19 protein-coding genes are annotated in these 18176 nt (G+C 73.8%); 12 read left to right on the forward strand and 7 right to left on the reverse strand.

The genetic code is table 11. The annotated features are described in order from the left end of the window. Positions 1 to 45: 45 nt before the first annotated feature. Entirely contained in the window at positions 46 to 678 is a 633-nt protein-coding gene (locus ACFWBF_RS34905; protein ID WP_385608863.1) for a TIGR03085 family metal-binding protein, read from the reverse strand. A gap of 84 nt (positions 679 to 762) precedes the next feature. Here ACFWBF_RS34905 and hisI point away from each other — a divergent pair, with 84 nt between their 5' ends. The 12 genes from hisI to ACFWBF_RS34965 all read left to right on the forward strand — a co-directional run bounded on the left by hisI (position 763) and on the right by ACFWBF_RS34965 (position 11368). Then, the gene (gene hisI / locus ACFWBF_RS34910) at positions 763 to 1146 is read left to right on the forward strand and encodes a phosphoribosyl-AMP cyclohydrolase (protein ID WP_385608865.1); all 384 of its coding nucleotides are present in this window, start codon (positions 763 to 765) and stop codon (positions 1144 to 1146) included. Between the two features lie 20 nt (positions 1147 to 1166). After that, entirely contained in the window at positions 1167 to 2657 is a 1491-nt protein-coding gene (locus tag ACFWBF_RS34915; RefSeq protein ID WP_385608866.1) for an anthranilate synthase component I, read from the forward strand. Positions 2658 to 2671: 14 nt separating this feature from the next. After that, positions 2672 to 3331, forward strand: a complete 660-nt coding sequence (locus tag ACFWBF_RS34920; RefSeq protein WP_385608867.1) for a TIGR02234 family membrane protein — start codon at positions 2672 to 2674, stop codon at positions 3329 to 3331. Between the two features lie 140 nt (positions 3332 to 3471). Further along, on the forward strand, positions 3472 to 3732 hold the full coding sequence (locus ACFWBF_RS34925) for an HGxxPAAW family protein (protein WP_385608868.1): 261 nt from the start codon (positions 3472 to 3474) through the stop codon (positions 3730 to 3732). 67 nt (positions 3733 to 3799) lie between these two features. Continuing rightward, positions 3800 to 4294, forward strand: coding sequence for a DUF2752 domain-containing protein (locus tag ACFWBF_RS34930; RefSeq protein WP_385608869.1), 495 nt, complete (start codon positions 3800 to 3802; stop codon positions 4292 to 4294). 162 nt (positions 4295 to 4456) lie between these two features. Continuing rightward, the gene (gene trpC, locus ACFWBF_RS34935; RefSeq protein WP_385608870.1) at positions 4457 to 5266 is read left to right on the forward strand and encodes an indole-3-glycerol phosphate synthase TrpC; all 810 of its coding nucleotides are present in this window, start codon (positions 4457 to 4459) and stop codon (positions 5264 to 5266) included. Between the two features lie 9 nt (positions 5267 to 5275). Further along, positions 5276 to 5485 carry a tryptophan biosynthesis modulator TrpM gene (gene trpM / locus ACFWBF_RS34940; RefSeq protein ID WP_385608871.1) on the forward strand — a complete coding sequence of 70 codons (210 nt, stop codon included), beginning with the start codon at positions 5276 to 5278 and terminating at the stop codon, positions 5483 to 5485. 202 nt (positions 5486 to 5687) lie between these two features. Further along, positions 5688 to 6944 carry a tryptophan synthase subunit beta gene (gene trpB, locus ACFWBF_RS34945; RefSeq protein ID WP_385608872.1) on the forward strand — a complete coding sequence of 419 codons (1257 nt, stop codon included), beginning with the start codon at positions 5688 to 5690 and terminating at the stop codon, positions 6942 to 6944. Continuing rightward, positions 6941 to 7756: a tryptophan synthase subunit alpha gene (trpA, locus tag ACFWBF_RS34950; protein ID WP_385227385.1), complete on the forward strand. Its 816-nt coding sequence runs from the start codon at positions 6941 to 6943 to the stop codon at positions 7754 to 7756. Before trpB ends, trpA begins: the two co-directional genes overlap by 4 nt. A gap of 95 nt (positions 7757 to 7851) precedes the next feature. After that, positions 7852 to 8790, forward strand: a complete 939-nt coding sequence (locus ACFWBF_RS34955; RefSeq protein ID WP_385608873.1) for a DsbA family protein — start codon at positions 7852 to 7854, stop codon at positions 8788 to 8790. Between the two features lie 86 nt (positions 8791 to 8876). Beyond that, positions 8877 to 9881, forward strand: a complete 1005-nt coding sequence (gene lgt, locus ACFWBF_RS34960) for a prolipoprotein diacylglyceryl transferase (RefSeq protein ID WP_385608874.1) — start codon at positions 8877 to 8879, stop codon at positions 9879 to 9881. A gap of 92 nt (positions 9882 to 9973) precedes the next feature. After that, positions 9974 to 11368 (forward strand): glycosyl hydrolase family 28-related protein, encoded by a 1395-nt coding sequence (locus tag ACFWBF_RS34965; RefSeq protein ID WP_385608875.1) that lies wholly within the window; start codon positions 9974 to 9976, stop codon positions 11366 to 11368. 24 nt (positions 11369 to 11392) lie between these two features. On the opposite strand, the gene ACFWBF_RS34970 is transcribed toward ACFWBF_RS34965, so the two are convergent. From ACFWBF_RS34970 to ACFWBF_RS34995, 6 genes are all read right to left on the reverse strand, one after another. Further along, positions 11393 to 12205 carry an HpcH/HpaI aldolase/citrate lyase family protein gene (locus tag ACFWBF_RS34970; RefSeq protein WP_385608876.1) on the reverse strand — a complete coding sequence of 271 codons (813 nt, stop codon included), beginning with the start codon at positions 12203 to 12205 and terminating at the stop codon, positions 11393 to 11395. Further along, the gene (locus ACFWBF_RS34975; protein WP_385608877.1) at positions 12202 to 13419 is read right to left on the reverse strand and encodes a CaiB/BaiF CoA transferase family protein; all 1218 of its coding nucleotides are present in this window, start codon (positions 13417 to 13419) and stop codon (positions 12202 to 12204) included. Before ACFWBF_RS34975 ends, ACFWBF_RS34970 begins: the two co-directional genes overlap by 4 nt. Next, positions 13416 to 14321, reverse strand: coding sequence for a ribokinase (rbsK, locus tag ACFWBF_RS34980; RefSeq protein WP_385608878.1), 906 nt, complete (start codon positions 14319 to 14321; stop codon positions 13416 to 13418). Before rbsK ends, ACFWBF_RS34975 begins: the two co-directional genes overlap by 4 nt. Continuing rightward, complete coding sequence (locus ACFWBF_RS34985) at positions 14318 to 15823, reverse strand: ADP-ribosylglycohydrolase family protein (RefSeq protein WP_385608879.1); 1506 nt, start codon at positions 15821 to 15823, stop codon at positions 14318 to 14320. Before ACFWBF_RS34985 ends, rbsK begins: the two co-directional genes overlap by 4 nt. After that, a complete protein-coding gene (locus tag ACFWBF_RS34990; protein WP_385608880.1) occupies positions 15820 to 16965 on the reverse strand; it encodes an ADP-ribosylglycohydrolase family protein in 1146 nt (381 codons plus the stop codon). The genes ACFWBF_RS34985 and ACFWBF_RS34990 overlap by 4 nt, the downstream gene beginning before the upstream one ends. Next, on the reverse strand, positions 16962 to 18176 hold a 1215-nt coding region (locus tag ACFWBF_RS34995), incomplete at its 5' end, for an ADP-ribosylglycohydrolase family protein (RefSeq protein ID WP_385608881.1). The genes ACFWBF_RS34995 and ACFWBF_RS34990, both read right to left, overlap by 4 nt.

Genomic DNA, 18176 nt, shown 5'->3' on the forward strand with positions numbered 1-18176 from the left:
CCCCGGGCTCCGCCCGGGGTCCGGGGCGGAGCCCCAGCAGTGGGGTCAGATGCCCAGCTTCGCCGTCGTCAGGGCGGCCACCGCCGACTTCTCCCCGTCCAGTTCCACCGCGGCAGCGTCCTGGCGGCCGAAGCAGAACAGCGTCAGCTCACCCGGTTCGCCGGTCACCGTCACCACGGGCGCGCCCTTGTGCGCCACCGCCGTCTGGCCGTTGGGGCGGCGCAGCACCAGGCCCACCGGGGAGCGGCGGCCCGTCAGCCGGGCCAGCTTCTCCAGCCGGTACCACAGCGCGTCCGAGAACACCGGGTCCAGCACCCGCGGCGACCAGTCCGGCTGCGCCCGCCGCACGTCCTCCGCGTGCACGAAGAACTCCACCGCGTTCGCCGCCTCGTCGATCTGCTTCAGCGCGTACACCGACAGCTTCGGCGGGCCCGTGCGGATCAGCTGGATCAGTTCCTCGTACGGCTTGGCCGCGTACTCGGCCATCGCCGCGTCCAGCCGTCCCTTGAGCACATTCAGCAGCAGACCGCCCGCCGCGTCCGGCCGGCGCTCCCGGACGACCACGTGCGCCGCCAGCTCCCGCGCACTCCAGCCGTCGCACAGCGTCGGCGCCTCCGGGCCGGCCGCTTCCAACAGATCGGCCAGCAGCAGTCGTTCACGCTTCGCATGGGTAGACATGCGGGCCAGCCTACGGCCGGAACCCGCCGCACGGCTGCTCATCAGGCGGACAGTGATCCGTAACCGCGACCTTCTCGCGGCACAATGGCACCCATGAGTACGTCTTCCCTCGACCCCGCCATCGCCGCGCGTCTCAAGCGCTCCGCGGACGGTCTGGTACCGGCCATCGCCCAGCAGTACGACACCGGCGAGGTGCTCATGCTCGGCTGGATGGACGACGAGGCCCTGCACCGGACCCTGACCACCGGCCGCTGCACGTACTGGTCGCGCAGCCGCGGCGAGTACTGGGTGAAGGGGGATACTTCCGGCCACTTCCAGCACGTGAAGTCCGTCGCCCTCGACTGCGACGCCGACACCGTGCTCGTCAAGGTGGACCAGGTCGGGGCGGCCTGTCACACCGGCGCTCGCACTTGCTTCGATGCCGATGTCCTGCCCCTGGCCGACGCCTCCGGCCAGGCCGCCGAATAGGTTAGGAAAGGTCCCACCCGATGGATCTCGAGACGTTCCGCAAGCTCGCGGCCGACCGCCGCGTCATCCCCGTGAGCCGCAAGCTGCTGGCCGACGGGGACACCCCCGTCGGGCTCTACCGCAAGCTGTCCGGCGAACGTCCGGGAACCTTTCTGCTGGAGTCCGCCGAGAACGGCCGCTCCTGGTCCCGCTACTCCTTCGTCGGCGTACGGAGCGACTCGACCCTGACCGTCCGGGACGGCCAGGCCCACTGGATCGGCTCCGCGCCCATCGGCGTCCCGACCACCGGTGACCCGCTGGAGGCCCTGCGGCTGACCGTCGAGGCCCTGCACACCCCCCGCGACCTCGCCTCCGGCATGCCCCCCTTCACCGGCGGCATGGTCGGCTACCTCGGCTACGACATCGTGCGCCGCCTGGAGCGCATCGGCGAGCACGGCACCGACGACCTCCAGCTGCCCGAGCTGACCATGCTGCTCACCTCCGACCTGGCGGTCATGGACCACTGGGACGGCACGGTCCTGCTCATCGCCAACGCCATCAACCACAACGACCTCGACACGGGTGTGGACGAGGCGTACGCGGACGCCGTCGCGCGGCTCGACGCGATGGAGGCCGATCTCGGCCGGCCCGCCCCCTACACCCCGGCCCCGCTGCCGGTCTCCGTACTGCCCCCCTACGACGCGCGGTGGGGCGGCGAGGAGTACCAGGCGGCCGTCGTGGACATCAAGGAGCGGATCCGGGCCGGCGAGGCCTTCCAGGTGGTGCCCTCGCAGCGGTTCGAGACCCCCTGCCTCGCCTCCGCGCTGGACGTCTACCGGGTGCTGCGGGCCACGAACCCGTCCCCGTACATGTACCTGTTCCGCTTCGAGAACGGCTTCGACGTGGTCGGGTCCAGCCCCGAGGCCCTGGTCAAGGTCGAGGACGGCCACGCCATGGTGCACCCGATCGCCGGCACCCGCCACCGCGGCGCGACCCCGCAGGAGGACAACGACCTCGCGGACGAGCTGATGGCCGACCCGAAGGAGCGCGCCGAGCACCTCATGCTCGTCGACCTGGGACGCAACGACCTGGGCCGGGTCTGCGAGCCGGGCTCCGTCGAGGTCGTCGACTTCATGACCATCGAGCGGTACTCGCAGGTCATGCACATCGTCTCGACCGTGACGGGCCGCGTCGCCGAGGGCAAGACCGCCTTCGACGTGCTCACCGCCTGCTTCCCGGCCGGCACCCTGTCCGGCGCGCCCAAGCCGCGCGCCATGCAGATCATCGAGGAGCTGGAGCCCTCCCGCCGCGGTCTGTACGGCGGCTGCGTCGGCTACCTCGACTTCGCCGGGGACTCGGACACGGCCATCGCCATCCGTACGGCGCTGCTGCGCGACGGGACGGCGTACGTCCAGGCCGGCGCGGGTGTCGTCGCGGACTCGGTGCCCGAGCTGGAGGACAAGGAGTGCCGCAACAAGGCGGCCGCCGTGCTCCGCGCGGTGGGAGCGGCGAACCGGCTCCACAGCCGCTGAGCCGGTAGGGGATAGTGGGGTACGTGAGTGCCGTACCCCCGCCCCGAAACGATGCCGCCTCCGAGCCCGCGGGCCCCGACGCCGCGGAGGGCCGCAGCAGCCGCCGCAGCGTGGCCGTGGCCCTGCTGCTCGGCACGCTCGGCGCCACCGTCGTCCTGCTCGCCTCCGGCCGCGTCTGGGCCCGCGGGACCGCCGCCCTCGGCGGCGGCTCGCTGCCGCTGACCGCGGACGGGCGGGCCGTCACCGGCCTTCCGGCGGCCCTGGCCATCGTGGGCCTGGCCGCCCTGGTCGCCGTCTTCGCCGTACGCGGCAAGAGCCGGCTGCTGGTGTCCGGGCTGCTCGCGCTGAGCGGCCTGGGCGCGGCGCTGGCGGCCGTCTTCAACGCCGACGGCCGCCGGGCGCTCGACGCGGAGGCCGCCCGTGCGGCGGCGGACACCGCGGCGCACGTGGCCGGACTGACGCACACGGCGTGGCCCTACATCACGGCGGCCGGGGCGGCCCTGATCCTGGTGGCGGGGCTGCTGGCCCTGCGCTACGGACGGGGCTGGCCGGCCATGGGCGGCCGCTACGAGCGTGACGGGAGCCCCCGTGCCCGCAGGGCCGCGGCAGTGGATCCGGACCGGCCCGAGGACCTGTGGAAGGCCCTGGACCGGGGCGAGGACCCGACCCGCTGAGAGCGCGACCGGCCCGCGACCACCCCGCGACCGGGCCCGGACCGACCCGCTGGACGCGGACCCCGCCCGGTGCGGGACAATGACCACCGAGCGTTCGACACAGCACGTGCGACGTGCGACAGAGCAACGAGGAGCAACTCATGGCGGGCACTAGCCACGGACACACCCCGGCCGCCTGGACCGGTGTCATCATCGCCTTCATCGGTTTCTGCGTCTCCGGCGCCTTCATGGTGCTGGCGAACCCCCTCGGCTTCTGGGCCGGCCTCGTCGTCGTCGCGCTCGGCGGTGTCGTGGGCATGGCGATGAAGGCCGCGGGCATGGGTGCGCCGAAGGCCACCCACAACGACCTCGCCGAGGTCATCGCCGCCAACGCCGCCGCCAAGGTCCCCGCCAAGGTCTGAGCGGCAGCGTCGACGTCACGACCGTCGGCTTCGAGAGGCGCGGCCCTGTCGGGCTGCGCCTTTTGTCATGAGCGGAGAGAATCAGCTGGTGGACGCCTCTCGCACTTCCGACGCAGTGCCGCCCCCGGCCTCGGCGCCCCCGGCGGCGCCCGCCGCGGCCTCCTCCCGGGCCCGGCGGCTGGCCACCCCGGCGCTCACGCTGGCCGCGGCCGCCGCGGCGCTCGCGTACGTGGGCACCGTGGACCCGAACGAGCCCGGCCACTATCCGGTCTGCCCACTGTTCCGGCTCACCGGAATTCTCTGCCCGGGCTGCGGCGGACTGCGCAGTGCGCACGCGTTCGCCCACGGCGATCTCGCCGCTGCTTTCGGGGCAAACGCGATGGCGGTGGTGGGCTATTTCGTCTTCGCGGGCTTCATGATCCTTTGGCTGGTTCGCGCCGGTCGGGGCGGCCCGTCTCCGCGGTTCGCCCTGAGGCCGCTGTACTGGTGGGGGATCGGCGCGGTGGCCTTGGTCTTCTCGGTTGTCCGAAACTTGCCCCTGGGCTCGGCACTGGCGCCCTGAGGTATAGATGAAGTGCAGATTCCGAATGTCCACTTAATGGGACGCCGTCAACCGCGTGCGGAGGGCAAGGCGTCCTGCGGATACCATTTGAATTGCCGACCTTGCAGTTGAACGTGTCCGCAAGGCGGCCGACCGTCATCGACCCGGAAGGGGGCCGCTCGCGTGAGTGTGCTCGACGAGATCATCGAAGGGGTCCGCGAAGACCTTGCCGAACGGCAGGCGCGCGTCAGCCTCGACGAGCTCAAGGAGCGTGCCGCCAAGGCGCCCCAGGCCAAGGACGGCGTCGCGGCCCTGCGCGGCGACGGCGTCAAGGTGATCTGCGAGGTCAAGCGCTCCAGCCCGTCCAAGGGCGCGCTGGCAGCCATCGCCGATCCGGCCGCGCTCGCCGCAGACTACGAGGCGGGCGGTGCGGCGGTCATCTCCGTGCTGACCGAGCAGCGTCGCTTCGGCGGCTCGCTGGCCGACCTGGAGGCCGTCCGCGCCCGCGTGGACATCCCGATCCTGCGCAAGGACTTCATCGTCACGGCGTACCAGCTGTGGGAGGCCCGCGCCTACGGCGCCGACCTGGTGCTGCTGATCGTCGCGGCCCTGGACCAGGAGGCCCTCGTCTCCCTCATCGAGCGGGCCGAGTCCATCGGCCTCACCCCGCTCGTCGAGGTCCACGACGAGGAGGAGATCGAGCGCGCGGTCGCCGCCGGTGCCAAGATCATCGGCGTCAACGCCCGCAACCTCAAGGACCTCAAGGTCGACCGCTCCACCTTCGAGCGCGTCGTCGGCGAGATCCCGGCCCACATCGTCAAGATCGCCGAATCCGGCATCCGTGGGCCGCACGACCTGATCGCCTACGCCAACGAGGGCGCCGACGCCGTCCTCGTAGGGGAGTCCCTGGTGACCGGACGCGACCCGAAGGCGGCCGTGGCCGACCTCGTGGCCGCCGGCGCCCACCCCGCCCTGCGCCACGGGCGGAGCTGACCCGAACCCATGACACCCGACCGCTCCTGCGTCCGCACCCGACCGGGCTCCGGCCCGGCCGCCGTGCCGACGGCGCACGCGCCCCTGGCGCGCGGCTGCCGCCCTCGCGGCTGCCGCGCCCCGGCCCGGCGCGTGCACGGGCGGCGGGTGCGGTACGTGATCGGCTCCGAGCCCGGTCAGGTCAACGGCATGCGATGGCGTGGCGGAGTCGCGCCGTAACGAGGAGTGCCGCCCCGGTGTACGCCGTACACCGCGGACGCCGGCGTCCCCGTACGTCCTGTCGCCCCGGCCGACCACCGGCTCCGGGGGCGGGACGCTCCGTACCGTACGCACGGCATGCCCCAGCGGGGTGTGCGCGCGACGGACGGACGGCGCAATACGGTGAAAACCACCCGTGCCGCAATCCGTAGGAGCACCTGGCATGTCCAGCACCGCGAGCGAGTTCTTCATCCCGGACCCGGAGGGTCACGTCCCCAACGCCGAGGGTTACTTCGGCGACTTCGGCGGCAAATTCATCCCCGAGGCGCTCGTCGCCGCCGTGGACGAGGTCGCCGTCGAGTACGAGAAGGCCAAGAGCGACCCGGCCTTCGCGGCCGAGCTCGACGACCTGATGGTCAACTACACGGGCCGCCCCAGCTCCCTCACCGAGGTGCCCCGCTTCGCCGAGCACGCCGGCGGTGCGCGGATCTTCCTCAAGCGCGAGGACCTGAACCACACCGGCTCACACAAGATCAACAACGTGCTGGGCCAGGCGCTGCTCACCAAGCGCATGGGCAAGACCCGCGTCATCGCCGAGACCGGAGCCGGCCAGCACGGCGTGGCCACCGCCACCGCCTGCGCCCTCTTCGGCCTCGAGTGCACCATCTACATGGGCGAGATCGACACCCAGCGCCAGGCGCTGAACGTCGCCCGCATGCGGATGCTCGGCGCCGAGGTCATCGCGGTGAAGTCCGGCTCCCGCACCCTCAAGGACGCCATCAACGAGGCGTTCCGCGACTGGGTCGCCAATGTCGACCGGACCCACTACCTCTTCGGCACGGTCGCCGGTCCCCACCCCTTCCCGGCCATGGTCCGCGACTTCCACCGGGTCATCGGCGTCGAGGCCCGCCGCCAGATCCTGGAGCGCACGGGCCGGCTGCCCGACGCCGTCGCGGCCTGCGTCGGCGGCGGCTCCAACGCCATCGGCCTCTTCCACGCCTTCATCCCGGACGCCGACGTCCGCCTGGTCGGCTTCGAGCCCGCCGGGCACGGCGTGGAGAGCGGCGAGCACGCGGCCACCCTGACCGCCGGCGAGCCCGGGATCCTGCACGGCTCCCGCAGCTACGTCCTCCAGGACGAGGAGGGCCAGATCACCGAGCCGTACTCGATCTCGGCCGGTCTGGACTACCCGGGCATCGGCCCGGAGCACTCCTACCTCAAGGACACCGGCCGCGGCGAGTACCGCGCGGTCACCGACGACCAGGCGATGCAGGCGCTGCGCCTGCTCTCGCGCACCGAGGGCATCATCCCGGCGATCGAGTCCGCGCACGCCCTGGCCGGCGCCCTCGACCTGGGCAAGGAGCTGGGCAAGGACGGGCTGATCGTGGTCAACCTCTCCGGCCGCGGCGACAAGGACATGGACACGGCGGCCCGCTACTTCGGGCTGTACGACGGCGCTGCCGAAGGGGAGTCGAAGTGAGCACCGGCAACATCGAGCTGCTGAGCAGGACGCTCGCCAAGGCCAAGTCCGAGAACCGCGCGGCCCTCGTCGCCTACCTCCCGGCCGGCTTCCCGACCGTGGACGGGGCCATCGAGGCCGCCAAGGCGGTCCTCGCGGGCGGTGCGGACGTGGTCGAGATCGGCCTCCCGCACAGCGACCCCGTGCTGGACGGCGCGATCATCCAGACCGCCGACGACATCGCCCTGCGCGGTGGCGTCAAGATCGCCGACGTGCTGCGCACCGTGCGCGAGGCGCACGAGGCGACCGGCGCCCCGATCCTGGTGATGACGTACTGGAACCCCATCGACCGCTATGGCGTCGAGCGGTTCACGGCCGAGCTGGCCGCGGCCGGCGGCGCGGGCTGCATCCTGCCCGACCTGCCGGTCCAGGAGTCCGCGCTGTGGCGCGAGCACGCGGAGAAGCACGCTCTGGCGACCGTCTTCGTCGTGGCCCCCAGCAGCAAGGACGCGCGCCTGGCCACCATCACGGCGGCCGGCTCCGGCTTCGTCTACGCCGCCTCGCTGATGGGCGTCACGGGCACCCGCGAATCGGTCGGCAACGAGGCCCAGGACCTGGTGCGCCGCACCCGCGCGACCACCGAGATGCCGGTCTGCGTCGGCCTGGGGGTCTCCAACGCCGTCCAGGCCAAGGAGGTCGCCGGCTTCGCCGACGGCGTCATCGTCGGCTCGGCCTTCGTCAAGCTGCTGCTGGACGCACCGGACGAGGCCGCGGGCCTGGCCGCCGTGCGGGCTTTGGCGGGCGAGCTTGCGGAAGGCGTACGCAGGTCCTGACGCCGGGCGGGCCCCGGCCGGGGTTCTGTAGCCCGTTCGAGTGGAAACGGGAGCGGGGAGGCACGCGAGTGCCTCCCCGCTTCGTTTGGCCGAACGTGAGCGAGAAGAACGACGGTGCGAACCGCGATGCGACGAAACGATCGGCCCGGGAGCGACTCCTCGTGGAGCGCGAGCGGCAGAAGACCCGGGACAAGCGCCGGCGGACCCTCGTCGTGGCGTCGGCGGTGGTCGGCGTACTCGGCCTCGCGGCCGTCGTCGGCCTGATCGCGGCCAACACCGGAAAGGACGGCTCCTCGGCCAAGGGCGGTCCCGTGGTGGCCCCCTCGGGAGCCACCGGCAAGGACGCGCTCGCCATCCGGGCCGGCAAGGACGGGGCCAAGTCCACCCTCACCGTGTGGGAGGACTTCCGCTGCCCGGCCTGCAAGGCCTTCGAGGACAACTACCGGACCGTCATCCAGGAGCTGGAGGCCAAGGGGCTGCTCAAGGCCGACTACCACCTGGTGACCCTGATCGACGGGAACATGGGCGGCAGCGGATCGCTGCGCGGCGCCAATGCGGCCGCCTGCGCGCAGGACGCCGGCAAGTTCCCCGCGTACCACGACCTGCTCTTCCAGAACCAGCCGGAGGAGGTCAACGACGTGTACGGGAAGAACGCGAAGCTGCTGGAGCTCGCGGGCAAGGTGGAGGGGCTCGACACCGCCGAGTTCCGCTCGTGCGTCGAGGACGGCAAGCACGACGCCTGGGTGAAGAAGTCGAACGAGGCCTTCCGCGCGGGGAAGTTCCGCGGCACCCCGACCGTGCAGCTCGACGGCAAGGACATCTTCGCCGACCAGGCCAATCCGGTGACCCCGCAGAAGCTCAAGGAGCAGGTGGAGGCGGCCGCCAAGGGCACGGGCGGAGCGTCGGCCGCCCCGAAGTCCCCGGCGTCCCCGTCGGCGTCGGCGTCGGCGTCTGCGTCGGCTTCGGCTTCGGCGTCCGCCAGGCCGAAGGCGGGCGCCGCCAGGTCCGCCACCCGGGGGACTTCGCAGGAGTAGGGCGGGTTTGGGTCCGTCTCGATTCAGCAGCACCTTGCCGGGCGGTTGCGGTCCCCGCCGCCCGGCAGGGTAGCGTCGGGTCTGCCATGAACCTTGCCTTCATTCCCAGTCCGTCGACCGGCGTGATCCATCTCGGACCGATCCCGCTGCGCGGCTACGCGTTCTGCATCATCATCGGCGTCTTCGTCGCCGTCTGGCTCGGCAACAAGCGCTGGGTCGCCCGCGGCGGAAAGCCCGGCACGGTCGCGGACATCGCCGTGTGGGCGGTTCCCTTCGGCCTGGTCGGCGGTCGCCTCTACCACGTGATCACCGACTACCAGCTCTACTTCGGTGAGGGCCGCGACTGGGTCGACGCCCTCAAGATCTGGCAGGGCGGCCTCGGCATCTGGGGCGCCATCGCGCTCGGCGCGGTGGGCGCCTGGATCGGCTGCCGCCGGCGCGGCATCCCGCTGCCGGCCTGGGCGGACGCCCTCGCCCCCGGGATCGCGCTGGCCCAGGCCTGCGGGCGCTGGGGCAACTGGTTCAACCAGGAGCTGTACGGCCGCGCCACCGACCTGCCCTGGGCGGTGAAGATCAGCGACGGCCCGAACCGGGTCGCCGGGACGTACCACCCGACCTTCCTGTACGAGTCGCTGTGGTGCATCGGCGTCGCCGCCCTGGTGATCTGGGCCGACCGCCGCTTCAAGCTCGGGCACGGGCGGGCGTTCGCGCTGTACGTCGCCGCGTACTGCGTCGGCCGCGGCTGGATCGAGTACATGCGGGTCGACGAGGCCCACCACATCCTGGGCCTGCGGCTGAACGTCTGGACCTCGATCGTCGTGTTCATCCTCGCCGTCATCTACTTCGTGCTGTCGGCGAAGCTGCGGCCGGGCCGCGAGGAAGTCGTGGAGCCGGACCCCTCCGGCGCTCCGGCCGAGGACGCCTCGGCTCCGGCCGACGCGGCTGCCGATGCCGATGCCGATGCCGAAGCCGACGCGCAGGCAGAGCCGAAGGACGCCGAGGCCGCGGACGCCGCCGAGACCGGCAAGGCGGTCGACCTCGGGAAGGACGCCCCCGCGGTCGACAAGGTCGACAAGGTCGACAAGGCCTGAAGCAGTCCGACCGAAGGGGCGCCGCGCGGACGCGGCGCCCCTTCGGCATGTCCGCGCCCTGTCCCACCCGCCTGGCATGATCATGTCCGACGATGATCGTCGCCGAGGGGGAGAACATGACCGAAGAGCCGAAGACCGCCCGCAGGGCGCTGCTCACCGGGGCCGTGGCCGGACTGGCCGCCGGCGCCGCCGTGATGACCACCGGCGGGACGGCCGCCGCGGCGGCCACGGCCGCGGGCACGCCCGACTGGTTCGACGTGAAGACGTACGGGGCGGTCGGCGACGGCGCGGCCGACGACGCCCCCGCGATCCAGCGCGCGCTCGACGCGGCGGCCGCCGCGGGCGGCGGCACCGTCTACTTCCCCGTCGGGAAGTACCTGGTCAAGCCCACCGCCGGGCAGCCGGCCCTGGCCGTCAAGGGCGACGGCATCCGCCTGGCCGGCGCCGGCGCCAAGGCGGCCACGCTCATCAAGGGCGGCGACGGCATCCTGCTGCGGATGTCCGGCACCGGCACCTCCGGCTCGACGGGCTCCACCCACCGCCGCTACTGCTCGGTGGAGAACCTCGGCTTCAACGGCAACCGCAAGACCGGCCTGCTGCTGGAGCTCTACTACAACAACAACTCCTACTTCCGCGACGTCTTCATGTCGTCGAACAACGACATGTGCATCGACGCCGTCGAGTTCTGGGACTCCCGCTTCTACAACCTCGTCATCGAGGACAGCACCGGCGCCACCGGCAGCACCACCCAGCCCAACATCTGGCTGCGCAACGCCTCCTCCGCCACCGCGGACACCTGGGGCTACAGCCAGGACAACATCAACCAGATCCACTTCACCGGCTGCCGCCTCGAGGCCTTCGGCACCGGCGCGCTGTGGATCGGCCAGGGCGCCGTCACCTCCAACAACCCCAACGGCGTCTACATCACGGACTGCAAGTTCGAGACCTCCCGGATGCAGGGCGGCCCGCACCTGAAGACCGACGCCGGCTCCAAGCACGTCTACGCCACGAACATCTACTGCTACGCGGGTGACTTCGCGGCCGGCACCCCGGCCACCGCGCGCAACATCATCAGCTGGGCGGCCGGTTCCAGCGCCCTGGAGAACGTGGTCATCGCCAACAAGGCGGGCAAGGCCACCGTCAACGCGGGCGTGGCCCTCTACTCCGGCCCCGGCTCGACGGCGGTGCTGCGCAACGTCGTGGGCCTCTACGGCACCGCGCCGACCGGCACCCACATCTACTACGAGCAGTCGTCCACCGGCGACTTCCGGGTGGAGAACAGCTACGGCAGCAGCGGCGCCCAGGCCACCGGCACGATCCCGGTCAAGAACGCCCCGAACCCGCCGCTGCGGCTGGTCCCGGGACCGGTCGACGACGCCTCCTTCACCCGCCCGCCGCTGGACGGCACGATGGCCGTGGACTCGGTCAACAAGCGGCTGTACGTACGGGTCGGCGGCCAGTGGCTCTGGTCGGCCCTCAACAGCTGATCAACCCGGCGGGTCACCGGCGGATCACCGGTCGGTGCGCCGGGACAGCGTCAGGGTGCGGTGCGCCGCCGCCACGACCGCCGGGTCCACGAACCGGCCGTCGGGCAGCGCCAGCGCACCCGGCGTGGCCCGCGCGGCCGTGACGATCTCCTGGGCCGCGGTGACCTCCTCCGGGCCGGGCAGGTAGGCCCGCTCGATCACCGGGAGCTGGCGCGGGTGGATCGCCGCCCGGCCCAGGAAGCCGAGGGCGCGGCCGCGCGCGCAGGAGACGGCCAGCGCCTCCAGGTCCCGGATGTCGGGGAACACCGACTGGGCCGGGGGCGCGAGGCCCGCCGCACGGGCCGCGAGCACCACCCGCGAGCGCGGCCAGTCCAGCCCCGCCTCGGCGCTGACCCCGAGGTCGGCCCGTAGATCCGCCTCCCCGAGGGAGAGCCCGCGCAGGGCGGGGTGCGCGCGGCCGATCTCGTACGCGCGCTCCACGCCCAGCGCGGACTCCAACAGGGCGTACAGGGCCACCCCGCCGGTGCGTTCGGCGACGCCGGAGACCTGCTCGGGCGCGGAGACCTTGGGCAGACGCAGCCCTGCCAGGCCCCGCAGACCGCTCAGGGCGGTGAGGTCGGCGCCGGCCCAGGGGGACTCCAGGGCGTTGACCCGTACGTGGACGGGGACCTGGTGGTGCCCGGTGAGCAGTTCGGCGGTGGCGGCGCGGGCGTACTCCTTGCGGGAGGCCGACACCGCGTCCTCCAGGTCCACGATCACGGCGTCGGCCCCGGAGCGCAGGGCCTTGGCGACCACCTCGGGGCGGTCGCCGGGGACGTACAGCCAGGTCAGGATCACAGGGCCCCCTCGCTGCGCAGAGCGGTGATCTCGGCCGGGCTCAGGCCGAGTTCGGTGAGGACGGCGTCGGTGTCGGCGCCGTGCGGGCGGCCGGCCCAGCGGATCCCGCCGGGGGTCCCGGAGAGCCGGAAGAGGACGTTCTGCATGCGGATCGGGCCGAGTTCCGGGTCCTCGACCTCGGTGACCGTGTCGAGGGCCGCGTACTGGGGGTCGGCCATGACGTCCCGTACGTCGTAGACCTGCGCGACCGCGGCCTGGGCGTCCTCGAAGGCGGCCACGACCTCCTCCGCCTTGTGGCGGGCGATCCAGCCGCCCACCGCCTCGTCGAGCACGTGCGCATGGGCCGCCCGCCCGGAGCCGGTGGCGAACCACGGCTCGGCGATCAGCTCGGGCCGGCCGACCAGCCGCAGCACGCGCTCGGCGATCGACTGGGCGGAGGTGGAGACCGCCAGCCAGCGGTCGTCCGCACTGCGGTAGGTGTTGCGGGGGGCGTTGTTGGTGGAGCGGTTGCCGGTGCGCGGCTGGACGTAGCCGAGCTGGTCGTACCAGAGCGGGTGCGGGCCGAGCACCGTCAGGATCGGCTCGATGATGGCCAGGTCCACGACCTGGCCCTGCCCGGTCCGGTCGCGGCCGGCCAGCGCCGTCATCACGGCGTACGCGGTGGTCAGCGCGGCGATCGAGTCCGCGAGCCCGAAGGGCGGCAGCGTCGGCGGCCCGTCCGGCTCGCCGGTGATCGCGGCGAACCCGCTCATCGCCTCCGCGAGGGTGCCGAAGCCCGGGCGGTGGGCGTACGGGCCCTGCTGGCCGAAGGCGGTGACGCGGGTCAGGATCAGCCGCGGGTTGGCGCAGGACAGCTCGGGCCAGCCCAGACCCCAGCGCTCCAGGGTGCCGGGCCGGAAGTTCTCCACGATCACGTCGGCGGTGGCGGCGAGGCGCAGCAGGGTGTCCCGGCCGCCCGGGGTGGAGAGGTCCAGGGTCATCGTCCGCTTGTTCCGCCCGAGGAGCTTCCACCAGAGCCCGATGCCGTCCTTGGCGGGACCGTGGCCGCGGGAGGGGTCGGGGCGGTGGGGGTGCTCGACCTTGACCACCTCGGCGCCGAAGTCGCCGAGCAGGGTGGCGGCGAGGGGGCCCGCGAAGAGGGTGGCCAGGTCGAGGACCCGCAGTCCGGCGAGGGGGGCGGGGGAGACGCCGGTACTGGTGCCGGTGCCGGTCATGACCGTTCCTCTTGCCCGGCGAAGGCGTCGGTCTCGGCGCGGGACGGCATCGAGTCCTGGGCGCCGGGCCGCTGGACGGACAGCGCGGCGGCCGCGGAGGCCCAGCGCAGGGCCTCGGGCACCTGCCGGCCCTCGCCGAGGGCCACCGCGAGCGCGCCGACGAAGGTGTCCCCGGCCGCGGTGGTGTCCACGGCCCGGACCCGGGGCGCGGGCACGGTCAGCGGCTCCCGCCCGCGGGCGGCGTACAGCACCCCGGCCGCGCCGAGGGTGACGACCACCTCGGGCACGTAGTTCAGCAGCGCTTCGGCGGCCTGGCGGGGGTCGGTGAGCCCGGTGAGGGCGGCCGCCTCGTGCTCGTTGGGCACCAGCAGGTCGGTGGCGGCGAGGAGTTCGGGCGGCAGGGGCTGGGCGGGGGCCGGGGTGAGGACCGTACGCACGCCGTGGGCGCGGGCGGCCCGGGCCCCGGCGAGGACGGCGGCCAGGGGGAGTTCGAGCTGGAGGAGGAGGGAGCCGGCGGCGGCGATGCGGGACTCGTCGCCCGCCTCCAGGCCGGTGACGTGGGCGTTGGCACCCGGGATGACGATGATGCTGTTGCCGCCCTCGTCGTCCACGGTGATGTGCGCGGTTCCGCTGGCGCCCTCGACGGTGCGCAGCGCGGCCGTCTCGACCCCGGCCGCGGCGAGCGCGGAGCGCAGCCGTACGCCGAACTCGTCGGCGCCGACCGCGCCGATCATCACCACCTCCCCGCCGGAGCGGGCGGCGGCGACGGCCTGGTTGGCGCCCTTGCCGCCGGGAACGGTGCGGAACGCGCGGCCGGTCACGGTCTCGCCGAGGCGGGGGGCCTTGGGGACGTAGGCGACGAGGTCCATGTTGGTGCTGCCGAGCACGGCGATGGCCGTCATGAGCGTGCTGCCTCCTGTGCGGTGAGGTGGGCGAGGGTGTCGAAGCCGATGCCGTCGAAGCCGGCGACGGTCGTGGCGAGGCGGTTCCCCAGCGGGGCGGACCAGCGGTGCGGGACCTCGCCGGCGATCAGCGCGGCCAGGGCGCCGGCCGTGGCCCCGTTGGAGTCGGTGTCCCAACCGCCGGACACGGCACGGCAGATGGAGTGGCCGAAGTCGCCGTCCGCGTGCGTGAGGGCGGCGGCGATCAGGGAGGTGTTGGGGACGGCGTGGACCCAGTGGTGGCGGCCGTAGCGGGTGTGCAGGCGGTCGACGACGCGATCGAAGTCGGCCTCGCGCTCCGCGGTGGCGATCCCGAAGCGGACGGCTTCGGCGAGGCGTGAGCGGGGCGGTACGACGGCCAGTCCGGCCCGGAGCGCGGTATGCACGTCAGCCCGGCCGGTGGCGGCCCGCGCGGTCGCGGCGGCGATGAAGAGCGCGGCGTAGACGCCGTTGGCGGTGTGGGTGAGGGCGGCGTCCCGGTACGCCTGGGCCGCGGCGGCGGCCGGGTCGCCCGGGTTGGTCCAGCCGTGGACGTCGGCGCGGATGAGGGCGCCGATCCATTCGCGGAAGGGGTTGTGGCGGGTGGCGGTGGCGGGGGGCTCCAGCCCTTGGAGGAGGTTGCGGTAGGCGATGCGCTCCGCGGTGAAGGTGCGGCCGGCGGGGAGTTCGTCGAGCCAGAGGCGGCCGAGGTCGGCGGTGGTGAACGTCTTGCCGTGGCGCTGGAGCAGGAGGAGCCCGAGGAGCGGGTGGTTGAGGTCGTCGTCCTCGGGCATGCCGTCGATGTTCTCGGCGAGGGAGGTGGGGGCGGAGCGGCGGTTCCACGGGTGGGCGGCGAGGAGTTCGGCGGGGACGCCCTCGGCGGTGAACCAGTCGTCGAGCGGCCAGTTCCCGGTGGCCCGGGCCAGCGCCCGGATCCCGTGGAGCGGCAGCTTCTCGACGGGCTTGCCGAGCAGACACCCGGCGGCCCGTCCCACCCACGCGGCCTCCAGCCGGCGACGCAGCCCGGGGTCGCACCCGGCGGCCCCGGCACCGGCGGGCGCCGGGGCCGGCCAGGAGGCGGTGATGGCCGGCCAGGAGTCCGGTTCGTCGGGGCCCAGGGGGCGCGGGAGCTCGGCGAGTTCGTCCAGCAGGCGGGCCGCCAGGGTGCGGAGCTGCGGCGGGGCCGGGGCGGGGGAGGCCCCGGCCCGCTCGGGCGCCGGGTGCCCGCCGGCGGCCAGCCAGGCCCGCAGCAGGGGCTCGGCGGCCCGCGCCCGCCCGTCCTCGGCCGCCTGCCGGAACTCGTGCCCGACCAGATCCTCCGGCTGCGCCCACGTGAGCCGGATCAGACCGGCGTCGTGGGCGGCAGGGCCCGCAACCGGACGGGGCCCCCGGGCGGGGGCATCGGCCGTCACCGGGGCGCGGGCCCCCGGGCGGGCCGGGGCCAGGGTGGGGGTCCCCGGCGGGGGCGGGCGGTCGGAGGTCATCGGGAGGCCGTCAAGGTGGCGAAGGCCGACTCGTGGGCACGGCGGCGGCCGTGGTCGCGGGCGAAGACCTCCCGGGCCACGGCTGCCAGCGACGCGGCCGGGGTGTGCAGGTCCAGGCGGCTGGCCTCCGCGACCTGCTTCGCCCAGGCGGCGGGGATCACGGCCTCGCCGCCCATCGCTCCCGCGAGCGCCCCGGCCATCGTGGCGATCGAGTCGCAGTCCCGGCCGTAGTTGACGGCGCCGAGCACCGAGGCCTCGTACGCCCCGCCCGCGACGAGCAGCATCCCGAGGGCGATCGGGAGTTCCTCGATGGAGTGCAGGCGGGAGGGGCGGCGCGCGCCGAGCGAGGGCGCGCGGTAGTCCGGGCCGACCGAGTCGTACGGGGCCACCGCCGCCCGGAGCGGGGCGAGCGCCGACTCGAAGTCCCGGTGGCGCGAGGCGGCTTCGCGTACCGCCGCGATGGCGGCGCGGGTGCCGTCCTTGGCCAGGGACAGCGCGGTGTCCACCACCGACGCGGCCGTGGCCCCGGGGACGCAGGCCGCCGCGACCGCCCCGGCGAACACTCCCGCGGCCTCCCGCCCGTACGAGGACTGGTGCGCCCCGGCGATGTCCAGCGCCTCGGCGTAGGCCCCGGCGGGGTTTCCCGCGTTGACGATGCCGACCGGCGCCATGTACATCGCCGCCCCGCAGTTGACGATGTTGCCCTCGCCGGCCTCGCGCGGGTCGGCGTGGGCGTAGTGGATCCGGGTGACGATCCACTTCTCCGCGAGGAACACCCTTTGCAGGGGCAGGGCTTGCGCCTCCAGCTCCGGGATCCAGCGCGGTGTCGACATCAGGTCCGGGACCAGGTGCTCGGCGACCGCGTACGCGTCCAGGTGGTCCCGCACGGCCTCGTAGACCCGTACCAGCGCGTGCGTCATGAGGGTGTCGTCAGTGACGTGCCCGTCGCCCTTGTGGTACGGGGCGATCGGCCTGGCCGTACGCCAGTCCGCGTACCAGGGGCCGACGATGCCGTGCACCCGGCCGCCGTGCCGTTCCACGATCTGTTCCGGGCTCCAGCCCTCCACCGGGCCGCCGAGGGCGTCACCGACGGCGGCTCCGACCAGCGCGCCTGCGGCCCGGTCCTCCAATGTGAGCGTCATGTCCGAATCATCATTCCTTGGGTCTGGGCCTGGGGCATGGTCTGGGTCTGGGGCTTGGGCTTGGGTGAGGTGAGCTCCGTACGCGCCAGCAGCGCGGCGAGTTCGACGAGATCGGTGCCCGCGAGGCGGGGCAGGGCGCAGCCGGAGAGGGTCCGGCAGGCGTCGCGCCAGGCGGCGGGGATCGAGTCGCCGCCGCCGAGCGCGCCGGTGAGCGCGCCGGCGAGGGCGGGCGCGGAGTCCGCGACGCGGGACAGGCAGGCGGCGGCCGGGACCGCCTCGACGACCTTGCCGCGGGCGGCGGTTGCGAGGGCGAGTGCGACCGGGACGGTCTCGGCGGCGGCGATTCCGTAGCTGTAGACGTGGTCCACGATCTCGTGCTCGAGAGTGGGGACGATGGCGAACGCGCCGCCACCGCCCGTATGGGTACGGGCGAGTGTGACGGCGTGACGGGCGTTGCGGCCGATCTCGGTGGCCTCGGGGAGCTGGCCGAGGGCCGCGTCGACGGCGGTGTCCGTGTCGGCGCCGCCGAGCGCGGTGGCGATGGCGGCGGCCATGGCGCGGGCGCCGTGGACGCCGTCGCCGTCCTGGGTGTAGCGGGCGTCGAACTCGGCGAGGTCGGCGGCCGCGGCCGGGTCGCCGGGGTGGACGACGGCCAGGACGCAGGCGCGGATGCAGGCGGCGTCGTCGAAGTAGTGCGGGTTGTCGTGCCCGGTGGCGGGCGGGCGCAGGCCGGCGGCGAGGTTGCCGAGGCCGGCCCGTACGGAGATCCGGGCGCGCAGCGGCAGCACCGCCGACTCCACCTCCGGGGCCCGCTCGGCCGCGGCCGCGACCTCGCTGGCCAGGGCGTTCCACGCCAGGTCGATGGCGGCCCGCATCCGCCGCGACCGGCTCAGGTCGCTGAGCAGGACCCCGGCCGCCGTCAGCACGGACTCGGCGGCGAAGGCGGCCCACTCGGCGTCGTCGGACGGGCCGAGGCGCAGGGGTTCGGGGGGCTGGTTCAAGGCGATCGGGACGGGGAGGGTGGTGGTCGCGTTCTGCTCGGCGAAGGTGTCGAGCTCGCGGGTGAGGCGGCGGGTCCACTCGGGCATCCGGCTGGCGCGGTGGCGGGCCGCGGGCCAGCCGGCGGCGTCGCCCGCGGCCAGGCCGAGCAGCAGCCCCTCGATCCGCCGGACCCCGCCGCCCGCCGCGGCCGCGGCCCCGGGCCCCGGGGC

The sequence above is a fragment of the Streptomyces sp. NPDC060028 genome, assembly GCF_042736725.1.
In the GTDB taxonomy this organism is placed as follows: Bacteria; Actinomycetota; Actinomycetes; order Streptomycetales; family Streptomycetaceae; genus Streptomyces.